Source organism: Mucilaginibacter sp. MD40 (assembly GCF_002288635.1).
Classification (GTDB): domain Bacteria; phylum Bacteroidota; class Bacteroidia; order Sphingobacteriales; family Sphingobacteriaceae; genus Mucilaginibacter.
The window spans coordinates 3,694,957-3,708,223 of record NZ_NRSW01000001.1 but is presented as its reverse complement, the minus strand read 5'-3'; the positions used below and the strand labels follow the sequence as shown (position 1 = coordinate 3,708,223).

Annotated in this window: 13 protein-coding genes; 1 reads left to right on the top strand and 12 read right to left on the bottom strand. The window is 38.7% G+C overall.

What is annotated here, in order from left to right; translation table 11 throughout:
• Window positions 1–4: 4 nt before the first annotated feature.
• The 5 genes from CKK33_RS16575 to CKK33_RS16555 all read right to left on the bottom strand — a co-directional run bounded on the left by CKK33_RS16575 (window position 5) and on the right by CKK33_RS16555 (window position 2,732).
• Window positions 5–439, bottom strand: a complete 435-nt coding sequence (locus CKK33_RS16575) for a hypothetical protein (protein WP_095705180.1) — start codon at window positions 437–439, stop codon at window positions 5–7.
• 138 nt (window positions 440–577) lie between these two features.
• Entirely contained in the window at window positions 578–1,003 is a 426-nt protein-coding gene (locus CKK33_RS16570; RefSeq protein ID WP_158223461.1) for a thiol-disulfide oxidoreductase DCC family protein, read from the bottom strand.
• A complete protein-coding gene (locus tag CKK33_RS16565) occupies window positions 1,003–1,815 on the bottom strand; it encodes a hypothetical protein (RefSeq protein ID WP_095705178.1) in 813 nt (270 codons plus the stop codon). Before CKK33_RS16565 ends, CKK33_RS16570 begins: the two co-directional genes overlap by 1 nt.
• A 5-nt stretch (window positions 1,816–1,820) precedes the next feature.
• Window positions 1,821–2,372, bottom strand: a complete 552-nt coding sequence (locus CKK33_RS16560) for a hypothetical protein (protein WP_095705177.1) — start codon at window positions 2,370–2,372, stop codon at window positions 1,821–1,823.
• Window positions 2,373–2,423: 51 nt separating this feature from the next.
• Entirely contained in the window at window positions 2,424–2,732 is a 309-nt protein-coding gene (locus CKK33_RS16555; RefSeq protein WP_095705176.1) for a hypothetical protein, read from the bottom strand.
• Between the two features lie 277 nt (window positions 2,733–3,009).
• Here CKK33_RS16555 and CKK33_RS16550 point away from each other — a divergent pair, with 277 nt between their 5' ends.
• Window positions 3,010–5,574, top strand: a complete 2,565-nt coding sequence (locus tag CKK33_RS16550; RefSeq protein WP_095705175.1) for a M1 family aminopeptidase — start codon at window positions 3,010–3,012, stop codon at window positions 5,572–5,574.
• A 157-nt stretch (window positions 5,575–5,731) separates the two neighbouring features.
• Here CKK33_RS16550 and CKK33_RS16545 read toward each other — a convergent pair whose 3' ends face one another.
• From CKK33_RS16545 to CKK33_RS16515, 7 genes are all read right to left on the bottom strand, one after another.
• On the bottom strand, window positions 5,732–6,871 hold the full coding sequence (locus tag CKK33_RS16545; protein ID WP_095705174.1) for a glycosyltransferase: 1,140 nt from the start codon (window positions 6,869–6,871) through the stop codon (window positions 5,732–5,734).
• The gene (locus CKK33_RS16540; RefSeq protein ID WP_095705173.1) at window positions 6,868–7,671 is read right to left on the bottom strand and encodes a glycosyltransferase family 2 protein; all 804 of its coding nucleotides are present in this window, start codon (window positions 7,669–7,671) and stop codon (window positions 6,868–6,870) included. Before CKK33_RS16540 ends, CKK33_RS16545 begins: the two co-directional genes overlap by 4 nt.
• Window positions 7,619–8,653 (bottom strand): EpsG family protein, encoded by a 1,035-nt coding sequence (locus CKK33_RS16535; RefSeq protein WP_233138281.1) that lies wholly within the window; start codon window positions 8,651–8,653, stop codon window positions 7,619–7,621. Before CKK33_RS16535 ends, CKK33_RS16540 begins: the two co-directional genes overlap by 53 nt.
• A gap of 100 nt (window positions 8,654–8,753) precedes the next feature.
• Complete coding sequence (locus tag CKK33_RS16530; protein ID WP_095705171.1) at window positions 8,754–9,848, bottom strand: glycosyltransferase family 1 protein; 1,095 nt, start codon at window positions 9,846–9,848, stop codon at window positions 8,754–8,756.
• 82 nt (window positions 9,849–9,930) lie between these two features.
• Window positions 9,931–11,415, bottom strand: a complete 1,485-nt coding sequence (locus CKK33_RS16525) for a lipid II flippase MurJ (RefSeq protein WP_095705170.1) — start codon at window positions 11,413–11,415, stop codon at window positions 9,931–9,933.
• Window positions 11,416–11,426: 11 nt separating this feature from the next.
• Complete coding sequence (locus CKK33_RS16520; RefSeq protein ID WP_095705169.1) at window positions 11,427–12,542, bottom strand: glycosyltransferase; 1,116 nt, start codon at window positions 12,540–12,542, stop codon at window positions 11,427–11,429.
• 8 nt (window positions 12,543–12,550) lie between these two features.
• A complete protein-coding gene (locus CKK33_RS16515) occupies window positions 12,551–13,240 on the bottom strand; it encodes a glycosyltransferase family 2 protein (protein WP_158223460.1) in 690 nt (229 codons plus the stop codon).
• Between the last annotated feature and the right edge of the window lie 27 nt (window positions 13,241–13,267).

The window sequence follows — 13,267 nt, the reverse complement described above, 5'->3', positions numbered from 1 at the left end:
CCTGTTAAATAATAGTAGCAGGTGGGCAGGGATTGGTTTTGTAGTCTGATTCAGAAGGGCTTCCTAAATCACCTGCTTGTACATTGTAATATAAATACTTATTATCCCGTACGGCAGGAACAAATGTAAGGGCGACGCTATTTGCCTCAATCAGTTTTTTTATGGTGGTTACCGGTAATACATTGTTCCCCATAACTACCGGTTGCGGTAGTTCCACACGCCTGGCATTATCCGGCGTGAGGATATCAAATGTTGAACTGTATACGGGTAATGGCGTACGCTGGTATGAAAACGCTACCAGCCCTACAGAGGCATGATGCCCGCCCAGGTAAGGCGAAAAAACAAAGTATTCTGTTTCAGGAAAATTGATGAGCCGCTCTTTGATCAGCCGGACATCATAAGTTAACCACGGAAGTGAATGTAGTGATAGATTTTGCATGAATGTATTGTTTAGGTGAGTATTTATCCCAAATATACACATAGCTAAGCTCAATACTATCCCGTATAAATACGGAAAGTTAAGGGTACGTATAAATACGTATAACACACCTTATTTTCCTGATTCTCATCTGCTTATTTAATTTAAAAATCTTTTTCTTATAGCTTGTGTAGGTAGCATGCAGGTATTGCTTTTACCGGCTATTAAGTACCGATGTTTGGCTATCAATTTATAAATACCATCGCGCAGACGTTTGGGAATAGCGTATGCCCAGTTAATTTTATTGGCTATCGGAATATCAAGACGCGAGAGTATAAATAATACCGCGTCTGACCTGTCATAAATACGTTCGTTATCTATCACCATCACCGTGTTTAGCTCGAGTACATTAAACGCGTAAGCTGTTTCCAAACGTTTTGCGGTTTCGCCGGTTGATGGAACAAAAAGGAACAGCCCGGCGCTATCATGCCGGATAACAAAATTTATCCAGCGGTTGCAAAAATTGCAAACACCATCAAAAAGTATCATTGGCGGTTGCTGAGACAACTCATTATTCGGTTTCATCAGGCCAATTGGGTATGGATAAAATAAATGGCCGGATAAGTAGCCATAAACGCCCATAAAAATGAATTTAGCCCCATAATTACAGCTGTAAGGAAGTGAAAAGTGAATCCCCAGATCCAGAAACAAACCGCCAGCGGAAAGGGTAAAAACAGGCTAAGCGGAAATAAGGTTTCCATCAGGATCACATTCCAGCACAGGAATTTGTTTAACCAGGGCCGGTTGTTAAGCAAGCTTAATGCCCATGGAGAACCGTAGGTACGCGTGTTAAAAACATCTTTAATTGCAGTGCCCCTGCGCCATTCATTTGAAAAAAGCTTGGCAAGCCCGGCAACCGCATAGGAAAGGCAGGATTGCAACCCCACAAACCAAATACCGATTTTCAATAAGGTAGGGTTGGCATGGCCTACGGGGCAAAAGACTAAAAATAGAGTAACGATGATTAAGAGTGTCATTTGGTCGGAGCCATCGCTGCCATAAAAAGTAACCAATGAGCTTAATAATACCGTTATTAAAAGCCCTGTAAGGCAAAGCCATGCATTTAAAGAGCCTACTGGCGCAAATGCCAGTGCAATCAATAATGCGCAGCGCAGCACGAAAATGGCCGATAACCCCCGTGGATTAATAAATTTAAAGGCAGTTTGCGCCAGCCAGTTTTTGCTGCTGTTTTCCCAGCGTATCTGCATCACGTTCCAGGATAGCAGCCCATCGGTGGCAAATATTTTAATTTTTACCAGGTACTCAGCAGTGGAGATGAATAAGCCTATACTCATAAGCATTATAATCTCGTGATAGGTGTTGTTGAGGATATTCATGACTTTTAAATTTGATGAAATACAGAAAGCAGGATAAATGTAGGATCGGTCTCCTTAATATACCCGCAGCTTTCGGCGAGCATAAACTGGCGCGATTCGGTTTCGGGTACTCGCTTGCATAAACTTACAGCGTGTAGCACAATCAGGTAGGGCATGGAAAACATTAATAAGCGATAGTCGCCCTCGCCGCTACGGTAATGCGGCATGGTGGAAACTAAATTTTGTACTACGTCTGAAATTACCTTTTTATCCCTTTTTTGGGGGTTCCAGATGCATGACCATAACTTGCGCTCTTCGGTAATTTCCATTTGCTGCCATTCGCCAACAGTTTGGTCAGCATATTTATCTCTAAACAGCAGGTGGTAATCCCGTTTTCCGGGGCTGGGTGCAAAAAATGTCCACAGCGGAATCATCCCGAAGGTATCAAGATGATGACGAATAAAGTTGGAGGCTTTTGATTCCCGGAATTGGCAAATGACAGTGGCAACAAACCAAAGCGCCAGTAACAGCCCCACTACACCGGTATAAACCAGTTCTGTTGTAAATTCGGTTTTCATATCTCATAAATAATTAAAAAGAGGAGGGAGAACACCCTCCTCTTGATAGGCTTACTTAAACTTTTTGCGCAGCTCGATCAGCTCATCCAGTGATAAGCCCTCTTTAGCTACCCCGTGTAATTCCTTGGCAACCTCGTCATTCGCGCCACGGCCTAAAATGGCGGTTAGTACTTCAGTCGCGTCAGTAACATACGGTGTTGCTTTGGTAGCTACTTTGGTCACCTGAATAGCGGTGCGAATAATTGCAGTGGTACCCAGCGCTGTTACGTCAGCTTCTACGGTTTCTTTATCGCCTTTTAATTCAGCGATGATGGCATCAAGTGCTGCCAGTTCTGCTTTGGTTAGTGTAACCTTTGCCATGATAAAAATTTTTTAAGTGATAAAAAGTGGTTAATTGTTGTGCCTAACGAAGCTTCTAAACACAACATAAAGTAAGGCGTATAGCAGATTCGGAAATAGAGTGCTTGTACCCGATGGTAGAATTACGTATTACTACGTTGTTGTGCGTATCACTACGTTATTTTACAGGGTTTTACCTCATAATTATATTAAGTACCGCTACTTATCTATCAGGCTGTTTATGTAATGTCCTAAAATATTTGTGCCTGCTTAATAATATGTGTATTATTCAGGTGTCATGATGAAGAAACACCTATACTCGCTTTTAAGCTTTATGTTATTTGCTTTGGTGGCTTGGGGCCAGCAAAAAAGTATATCAGTTGAACCAGGTGTCTCGCTTGAGCTCGCCAATTACCGAAAAAGCATCATCAGTAACATACAGTATATTCTTCAATTCAATATACCTACGGTTAAAACTGAACCGATAGCGGCAACAGAAACTATTCAATTTGATGCAAAATCCAATAGCCAACCCTTACAGATCGATTTTAAGCAGGATGTTTCTTACATAAAACGGATAAAAGTTTCGGGCGAACAAGTGCCGGTGGCTCTGCAGCAGGAGCACTTGTTAATTGCACCCGGCGCATACCGCAAAGGGCATAATGAAATTGAGATAAACTTTATTGCAGGCAGCCAATCGCTTAACCGCAATGACGATTTTATGTATGCCCTTTTTGTGCCTGATCATGCATGTTCGGTTTTTCCTTGTTTTGACCAGCCTGATCTGAAAGCCCGCTTCAGGCTTACTTTAACCGTGCCGAAGGGCTGGCGGGCTATGAGCAACGGAGCTATTACTGATTCAATTGCCGATGCGGATAAAACTACTTTTCGCTTCGCTAATTCGGATATATTACCCACTTATTTGTTTTCTTTTACCGCAGGTAAATACACGGCTGTAAGCAAAATGGCCGGTATACACCCTGCCGATTTCTTTTACAGGGAAACCGATCAGCAAAAAATTAAGTTGAGTACCGACTCGGTATTTGACCAGCACGGATACGCCATAGATTTCCTTGAAAAGTGGACCGGCATCAAATACCCTTTCCAAAAGGTAGGTTTTGCTGCTATCCCCGATTTTCAGTTTGGCGGCATGGAGCATCCGGGCGAGGTGCAGTACAGGGCATCGAGCTTGTTTCTGGATGATGCCGCTACCAGAAATATGCGAATAGCACGTATCAGCTTAATTGCGCACGAAACGGCACATATGTGGTTCGGCGATATGGTAACCATGCGCTGGTTTAACGATGTTTGGATGAAAGAGGTATTTGCCAATTTTATGGCGGATAAGGTAACGCAAAAACTGATGGGTACAGAAACCTTTAACCTGAAATTTTTGCAGGAGCATTACACGGCAGCATATAACGTTGACCGTACACCGGGGGCAAATCCCATACGCCAGCGTTTGGACAATTTAATGGACGCCGGCTCTATGTACGGTGATATTATTTATCATAAAGCCCCCATCATGATGCGCCAGCTGGAGATGCTCATGGGAACTGAAAACTTCCGGGCGGGCGTGCGGGAGTATCTGCGCGATTATGCCTATAAGAACGCCACCTGGCCCGATCTGATCAGTATTTTAAGTAAACACACCAAAGCCGATCTATACGCCTGGAACAAAGTGTGGGTAAACGATACAGGGCGGCCGGTGATTAACGCGGATGTAATATACAGAGGTAACCGCATAGAGAAATTTACGATAAAGCAAAGGCTTGAAAAGGGGCAGGAGCGGGTTTGGCCGCAAACTTTTGAGGTAACTTTGGTTTATGCCGACCATGAGCTAAAATTACCTGTTAATTTAAATGCTAAAGAAGTAAGTATCCTGAACGTTAAAGGATTACCTAAACCGTTGCATATCATATATAACTCAAACGGCATGGGTTATGGTGTTTTTCCTGTTGATAAGACGCTAACATACACAGAACTGTTTAAACTGAAGAGTCCTTTACAACGAGCTTCCTTTTACATTAACGCCTATGAGAACATGCTGAACAAGGATGCATATACGCCAATAGAACTCCTGGAAATGTTTGAAAGCGGGTTAAAAACGGAGAGTGAGGAAACTAATCTGCGATTGCTAACCGGCTACATCAGCAGCATCTACTGGGAATTTATACCTGCTGATGTACGCAACCGGCACTCGGGCGATTTGGAACATAACCTCTGGGAAGCTATGCAACAACAAACCGAAGCAAATAATAAGAAGCTTTTATTTAATGCTTATCAGAATGTTTATTTGAGCAATGAGGCCGGGCAAAGGGTTTACGGTATCTGGCAAACTCAAAAAGCTCCGCAGGGCGTTAAGCTTACAGAAGACGACTATACAGGGATGGCACTCACTATCGCTCTAAAAAGTGACTCGGTAACCAGCGTTTTGCAGCAGCAACTGGTACGTATAAAAAATCCGGATCGCCAAAAGCGACTTGAGTTTCTAATGCCGGCACTTTCTGTAAATGTAACCGAACGCGATACATTTTTTAACAGCATTAAAAAGCGTGAAGGTCGCGCCAAGGAAGCCTGGGTATTAACCGCACTTTCGTACCTGCACCATCCTTTAAGGCAAAAAACCTCTGTGAAGTATGTACCTGAAAGCTTAGCTATGCTGGAAGAAATACAAGCCACTGGAGACATATTTTTCCCCCAGTCTTTTATTGCTGCAACCTTAGGTAGTTACCAAAGTAAAGAGGTGGCTGGTATGGTGAACGATTATATTAAAAAGCACCCGAGGCTCAATGATAAACTGCTTAATAAACTATTACAGGGTTCAGATAATTTATTCAGATCGGTAAGTTTAATTCAATAGCATTAACGGTTGCGAAGAATAAACAGCTTACAGATTAAAATGTGACTTAAATTTACGAATATAGTAATGCATTTAATACCCATAATTGAGATATTATAATATCATATTGAGTTGAGCCAATGTGCTTTTCATGTTTAGTTTGTTACGAATAAATAAACTATGATAGCGTCAAGAATTTTTGGGCAATTTGCAATGCGATTATCTCTTGATCGTATTTTATTACGCTTGAAAAGGCATTTTCTGATAATCTTGCTCTTTCTCCATCGTTTAAAAGCAGATTTGTTAATGTTTTTGCGATAGCTCTTATATCACCGGGAGTCACTGTAAGTCCTGTTAAACCTGCAATAACAAAGTCGGTGGGACCAATAATATTCGATGACACAGGTACACAACCTGCTGATGCCGCCTCTAAGTAGGTGTAACCTAAGCCTTCATGATAAGAGGGAACACACAGCACATCAGCACAAAGATAATATTCGGCTATGTCCTTGATATATCCTACGGTTTTTATGTTTAGCTTTTCAAATTCGGAGTGTTCAAATTCATCGTTATTAGGGCCTACCAGCAATAGGTGGTGTTTGGGAGATCTTTCTACCAACTTCCAGGCCTCAATGAGGTCAAATAATCCTTTTCTTTTCACTGGCCTGCCTACATAAATAACTATCTTGTCTTTTTCAGAAAAACCCAGTCGCTTCCGCGCTGTTTCCCGTAATGGTTGTAATGATGAAAAATCTTTTGTTAATAACTTTATCCCACAAGCTGACCCGGGCTTAATAAGGATAGGTTGTACCATTGTATCAATATTTTTCAGCTCGTCGCTCATTCCTTTCCCTACAGTAAACACGTGATTGGATAATCTGATATTTATTTTTTCTACGAGCCTTAAAATTCCCTTTAGTATACCTTTATAACCCAATGCCGGTACACCGTGATTAAAATATATTCGCTTTGCACTGGAATTGATTTTTGCCAGCATCAAAGGTAAAGTACTGTCTAAAGTGGTATGAAAAACTATGATGTCGAAATTCTCCTTTTTTAATAGCTTATTATAAGTACTGTAGGATTTTATCAGGTTCCATTCAAATTTCCTTAATCTGATATTCAATATTTCTAATTCCAGATTTGGATTTCCTTCAGAGAATTTACACGCGAACTCTTTAGCCTTCTTGCCATCAATATAGTATGCAGATGTACTTATTACCTTTACATAATGGCCCATTTTTGCTTGTTGCAAACAAATGGGCCTAACAAAGTTATTTGCGAAATTGATATCAGGGGTAACGTGCAGAATTTTCATTTTTTTGACATTGTTGCTGAGATCAATACTCTACGAAAATACTTGGCTACAGAAAAAACTGAATAAACGAGGAGTTTCGAATACGATATTTTTTGCTCTTCATATAATATTTTAAAAGCCTTTAATTCTCGTTTTTCATGTTTCCAAAGCTGGCCACTGTATCCCCCGGGACTAAAATCAGGTCTGAGTGAAAATGCCAACACGCAATTAATTTTCTTAGCCATGTATCCGGACGATATTATTTCCAGCCAGAGTAAATAGTCTTCTGTTACACTTTTATCACGAAACCGGAAAGGAATGTCTTTTTTTAATATAACCGACCTTGTAGGAAATTTATTAGATATTAGCATTTGTTTTAATTCTACTTCTTCAATCGTAATATTGTTTTTAATTTCATACGTTTTGTTGTGATCGAATAATGCGGTTTGATGACCCCACATAGTAATGCTTGTATCTTTCTGAATAAACTGCCACTGTATCTTCAATTTATCAGGATGCCATGTATCATCTGCGTCTAAAAATGCAATCCAGGGTTGTGTGGCGATACCCCATCCCGCATTTCTTGCTATACCCGGACCACCGTTTTGCGGCATAGCCATAAGTTTGGCCGTAGGGTACTCAGGCAATATTTCAGTTAAAAAATCAAAAGTCCCGTCGCTACTGCAATCGTCAACTAAAATAACTTCTGTTGGCTGTAATGTTTGGTCTTTTACAGAATCTAATGTTTTTTTAACAGTGGTTTTGCAGTTAAAGCATGGGATAATAACGGAAACGGGTATTGGAGTATTGTTTAATTTCATATGACAGTGTAGGGGAAGTCGATTTTAAATGCGCCAGCGGATTACCATCGCGCATGAATAACGGGTTTACGTACATGTAATTAATGTTTATCAAAAAAGCTATGACAATAATGGCAAGTTTTTGATAGAGGTTAATTCTTCGGAACGAAAGAGCGAAATAAATAATCATGAAAGATAGCAGTAAGTCTGCTAACCTGCCTGCCAGTACCGGGAACCAGTAAAATAAAAAAATGCTTAATTGCGATAGCAGTGCAGCCATAAAAACACGCTTATACCAATCGCTTTTATTTTTGTGCTGATAGTCGATCCAAATTATCAAAAACAATGCTGCGATCGTGGAGAGTCTTAACAGGTTGATTTTTTCTTCCAGGCCGTTATGCAATTGGGTAAGGTAAAGGTCAAGAGGGGCGAATCCCGTTGTGGTTAAGTCTCCAAATGGAAACAGCTTTAACAAACCAAATGCTACACTACCAACGATGATAAAGTATCTGTATTTATACAAAACCTTATGCAGCATAAAAAAAATAGGCAGTATTAACAAAGTTTGAATGTGGCTTAAAAAGGAACAGATATAATAAAAGGCCGATCTAACATAGCCTTTCTTGCTGTAGTAGTAAATAGCGAGAAAAATAAACGCTGTAGACAGCGATGTTCGGAGTGCTGTAAGGTCAATAAGCTGAACACAGAACGCTATGTATACCAATAGTGCGGTTAATGAGTATTTGGACATTTTGCCAATAACAAAACACTTAATGGAGATACTTATTAAAGAAATACTTATTAATGCAGCTTTATCACCCATAATAAAACTAAGTGATTCTGCCAGATAATAGTATATGTAATCCCTGCCTTGATTTTCCTCCGGCAAATTATCAGTGCGAAAGTATTTTAACAGATCAAGATAGCTGATGTCATCCGGGTATGACCCTATAGGCTTAAAGCAAACAATAGTTAACAGCAATAATACACAAAACCAATACACATAGCGGCTATTATCTTCAGTAAATATGGCTAAGATTGCTGTGACGATAAAAAAGACCAGGTATAGGTGTATGTACAAATTGGTAAGCAAACTAGCTGTATTAAATTTTTACAAAGTTATTCATTTTGTTAACGAATAATGTACTTACATACTTAATCGTAAACTCTGGTTTTACAGTATGTGGCTTTCGTCCCTCGTTTTTGGCCATCAAAATCTTATCTGCAATATCGTTAACGTCAAAAGGATTAAAATAATGTGCGTAGTCGCCTGAAACTTCTCTTAACACAGGTAAGTCTGAACAAGCTAACGGAGTACCTAATGCCATAGCTTCTAAACACACTCTCCCAAAACCCTCACAAAGGCTTGGATACGCAATAACATCAGCATTTGCATATTCTTGGAACAATTTTTCAATACTTAAATAACCTAAAAAATTAAATTTTGAAATAGTTGATTGTGATATACTTTGTAACTCACGCTCCCAGGCACCTTTATAATTACCGGTAACGCTCAAGCTTATTTTATACCCCCTTTTTTCAAGTACCTCTAACGATAACGCCAGATTTTTTACGTTTTTTCTAAATTCTGCTCCGCCGGCGTAAAATATTTTAATATCACTATAATCGCTTTTAACTCCATTTGTTTTTGGAATTTTAAAATCCGCAGGCAGATCAAACGCGTTAGGGACTATATGTATACGATCTTCCGAAATTAAATAATGCTTAGCAATAGCCTCTTTACTGGCATGTGATACCGTTATAATGTTTTGAGATACTTTTAGATTCCTTCTCAAAGTTTTATCATAATACAGACGGATAGTTTTAGGATATATACCGCGCAGTTCTCCTATACACGTGTCGTGTACTGTTATAACAGAAGGAACATTTTTGGGTAACTTAACATCATGATATGGACTATAAATAAAGTCGGGTTTTATTTTTTTAACAGCTCTTGGAAACAGGATAAGATCATAGTAGGGATGCCGTAGCTGTCTTGGTAAATAAGTAGGCCATGTTACCTCTTTAAACTCAAAATTACTTAATCCGTCTATCCATTCGGTTTTCATTGAAGGCCCTATTAATACAAAAGATATATTTGGCTGACTTTCAATCCAGGCCTTTATTAAAGGTTTAACAAATGCGGAAATCCCTCCAGAAAATAATGCTATATTTTTTGTATCAATAACAATCACCATGCGTGCAATTTTTTAATTTGAAACGATCATATCTAAATACCGGCGTACTAAGTGGAATATAAATACCGCTAAAAACAGCAAATTAGGTTGGTTTTAAAATTTTATGCAGTTTATATACGTAAACCTGTAAAGCAATGAGGGTTGTATAAATTATGAATTTAAATACGAGGGTAATGAACGCACCATTTATAATTGTTTTAAATACAGATAAAGAGCTCACCCATAATGCTATGGTTATTGTTAAAATGATTTTAAAGCCTATCCATAACCAGTAAGATATTTTTGAAAACAACCCGCTTAAATGTTTTTTTACAGCAATAAGTGTTAATAGCGCGCCAAGGGTGTTTGCAATTAGCCAATGGCACATTATAAATGTTGCACTATTTATATAATAGGAGATAATAATAATCCCTATCCCCGAAAAGGCTATTGAAGACGCAGCTATCGCGAGGTATTTAGCTAAGCCCTTTGTAATTAAAATTCTGGTTAGCACATTATATATTCCAATGGGTATGGCTGTAAAAATGGTAAGCTGTAGGGCTTTACCAGTGGAGGCTATTGATTTGTAATCAAACTTTCCCCTTGAATATATTACCGTTATTACATCATAAGCGTTTGCATAAACAAACAGGCATCCAAAAAGTAAAATAAAGCACATCCCTGCAATAGTATACTCTGTGATCTTGATGATATTAGCGGAATCTCCTTCCTTATTTGCCTTCAAAAACCTTGGCCATACGAGGTTAGTAATAGGAAGAACAATCATGCTTATGCCAACATTTACAAGTGTAACACTATACTGGTATGAAGCCACAAGCCCTATTGTCATTTTATACATGGTGGACCTTTCAACCAAAACATATATCTGTGAAAAAAAGAAGCTTAACAGCATTGAAGATAGTATTGGCCAAAAGTATGGTACTTTAAGTATTATTTTAGGTGATACCCAAACCAGCCTTATGCCGTTTTTTCGTAATCCGATTAATGATATCAGAGCCGTTGAAAGTGGAGCAACCTGCAAGCTGAGAATTAAAGAATAGATACCGTATTTACGAGCGAGCAATGCAACAAATATTAAGCCTAAAACAGAAGACACCAGCCTGGCAATAGCTTGATAATTTAGCTTATTAAAACTTAAAAGTAGTCCATTAATTGTTTCTGAAAGCGCAAACAATAAAAGATAAGGAACAAAAAATAATAATAAACTAAAATTAATGACACTATCGTTTCTTGATCCTACCAATAACCAAAATGGTTTAGCAAAAAAAAGAACAGAACTTACCAATGCCAATAAAAGCTGTAGTATCAAGCCTGAGGAGAATAGCTTTGATGCTGCTTCGTTACTTTCGGCGCTGGCTTCATAAACGATTTTCACCAAAGTATCCTTAATTGGCGTTACGTAGAACAACAAAAAGCTAGCGGCGGCCATTACAGTAAAGTAGCTATCAACGGAGCTTGATGTACCTAAATAATAGGAAATTACTATCTGTCCTAAAAAACCTATTACGTAACTTAATGTAGAGAGAAAAAATAGCTGACCAAAGCTTTTTAAAAAAGATGATTTCATTTAAAGGCTATTCAGGATTCATTTTTTTTAGCATTCTTTCTGAAATAATTTAAGGTCTGTGTAAACTTAAAAATCAGGTATAAAGGAGGGCTTATTAATTTGATTATAATTTTATTGAATTTTCCCGTGTGTAATGATTTGAGCGTCAGGATTAAAAAAAGTAGCGCGTCAGAAATTAATCCTAATGAAATAAATATAGAAAAATAACTAATGGGAGACAGAACAGCTGCTTTTTGCGACCTATTCACTATTTCCAAAATTTGGTTCGCTCTTGCATCATATGTATGTAAATCGTTAATCAGCGCTTTGGCATTTTGGCCAATCTTCATTAATGCTTGTTTGTCATTACTTAAAGCATCTATAAGTTGCAGGAGGTGCTCTTTATCATTATAAACTAAATAATGCTCGCCATCAACAAACAAAGTATCAACTCCATTATTTATTAACTTATCTGTTAACAAAACGGCGCCCTCGCCCATTGCTTCAAAGTAGCGCATGTTGATGTCGTTATTAATACTTTTGTTAAAAACCATCCATGATCTGGCGTAAATTTTACTCATTTCAGCGGGAATGGCTTTTCCAAAAAATATGTTATTATACTTGTCTGTTATCGCTTTTATAAGATCATGGCGCTCTTTGTGTTTCTCCACGTTGTTTGATCCTATATATGATATCAAAAGATCACGTTCTAATTGCGCATGTTTTTCGGGCTGGGGCTCAAACGCCAGCGGTAGCCAATGCACTTGCTTAGCACCGTCTGACAAAAGCCGTGGCACGTATTCATATTGGGCAATAAAGTTAATATCAAATGCCTTACATATTGCTAAATGCTTGTTGTAGTCCATGTGGGTATCAATACCATACCATGCAGTAAGGCATGGTAAGTGTTCCAACCCTGATGGAAATATCTGCATGGAACCACCCTCTATAAAAAGGAAAAGATCAGGGCGCAAAGATAATTGTTCACACAAAGCAGATACATCAGGACTTCCATGAATTAACTTATCTACTAAGGGATTATCTATATCTGAAAATACAAAAACAGAGTCGCCCCGTCTTTTAAAAGCTCTAATGATATAATTTGCGGTAGTATCTTTTGTAAGGGATGCAAAAACAACTATCTTCATTTATTTGATTAAGCAAATTTACCTTGCCATTTTTTAGTGAAATAAGCTTTATTACGTTCGTGTAAGTCTTTGGTATTGATAACCGAACCCAAATAATGCACATCCATATTCTGCGCACTTACTCCATGATGATGGTAGTGTTTAATATCTACCGATTGATTTACTAGGCATTTCAGCCCAATTTGTCTTATTTTATAAGATAGGTCAATTTCTTCGTGCCCGGCAGGTGTGTAGGCAATATCAAAACCACCAACTTCGTGGAAAGTTGAAGCCCGCAATAGAAAGCAGAAACCAGATACTACATCCGCTTCTGTTGTAGACGCACTCTCCTCAACAAACGCGTGGTGTTGGCAATTGCGCCAGTAAGAGCCTGCAGGGCCTATTTCACCTACATCTTCTGATGCTAAAAGTTGATCGGTAAGTGTTTCTAATGAATTAGGGCCAATTGAAACGTCATCATTTAAATAGCAAAGTACCTCTCCCTCGGCTAATTGAGCGCCAATATTCCATGCTCTTGCAACACCAACATTAACACTGTTAATGCAATACCTGTCAATGTCCGGATGTTTGATAATGTAATCATGAAGGGCTTTATCTGTGCCATTGCACACAACAATTATCTCATAATCCATTTTTACATTCTTTTTAATGTCAACAAGCGTTTCCTTAAGCGTTTGCTTCGGCATGAAAAATCTCATTTTGTTTACAGGCCTCGATAAATGCAG

What these genes read in the sequence shown, in the direction of transcription:
- CKK33_RS16575 (WP_095705180.1), bottom strand. Translation starts at nt 439, where the DNA reads ATGCAAAATCTATCACTACATTCACTTCCGTGGTTAACTTATGATGTC.
- CKK33_RS16570 (WP_158223461.1), bottom strand. Translation starts at nt 1,003, where the DNA reads ATGAAACCGAATAATGAGTTGTCTCAGCAACCGCCAATGATACTTTTT.
- CKK33_RS16565 (WP_095705178.1), bottom strand. Translation starts at nt 1,815, where the DNA reads ATGAATATCCTCAACAACACCTATCACGAGATTATAATGCTTATGAGT.
- CKK33_RS16560 (WP_095705177.1), bottom strand. Translation starts at nt 2,372, where the DNA reads ATGAAAACCGAATTTACAACAGAACTGGTTTATACCGGTGTAGTGGGG.
- CKK33_RS16555 (WP_095705176.1), bottom strand. Translation starts at nt 2,732, where the DNA reads ATGGCAAAGGTTACACTAACCAAAGCAGAACTGGCAGCACTTGATGCC.
- CKK33_RS16550 (WP_095705175.1), top strand. Translation starts at nt 3,010, where the DNA reads ATGATGAAGAAACACCTATACTCGCTTTTAAGCTTTATGTTATTTGCT.
- CKK33_RS16545 (WP_095705174.1), bottom strand. Translation starts at nt 6,871, where the DNA reads ATGAAAATTCTGCACGTTACCCCTGATATCAATTTCGCAAATAACTTT.
- CKK33_RS16540 (WP_095705173.1), bottom strand. Translation starts at nt 7,671, where the DNA reads ATGAAATTAAACAATACTCCAATACCCGTTTCCGTTATTATCCCATGC.
- CKK33_RS16530 (WP_095705171.1), bottom strand. Translation starts at nt 9,848, where the DNA reads ATGGTGATTGTTATTGATACAAAAAATATAGCATTATTTTCTGGAGGG.
- CKK33_RS16525 (WP_095705170.1), bottom strand. Translation starts at nt 11,415, where the DNA reads ATGAAATCATCTTTTTTAAAAAGCTTTGGTCAGCTATTTTTTCTCTCT.
- CKK33_RS16520 (WP_095705169.1), bottom strand. Translation starts at nt 12,542, where the DNA reads ATGAAGATAGTTGTTTTTGCATCCCTTACAAAAGATACTACCGCAAAT.
- CKK33_RS16515 (WP_158223460.1), bottom strand. Translation starts at nt 13,240, where the DNA reads ATGAGATTTTTCATGCCGAAGCAAACGCTTAAGGAAACGCTTGTTGAC.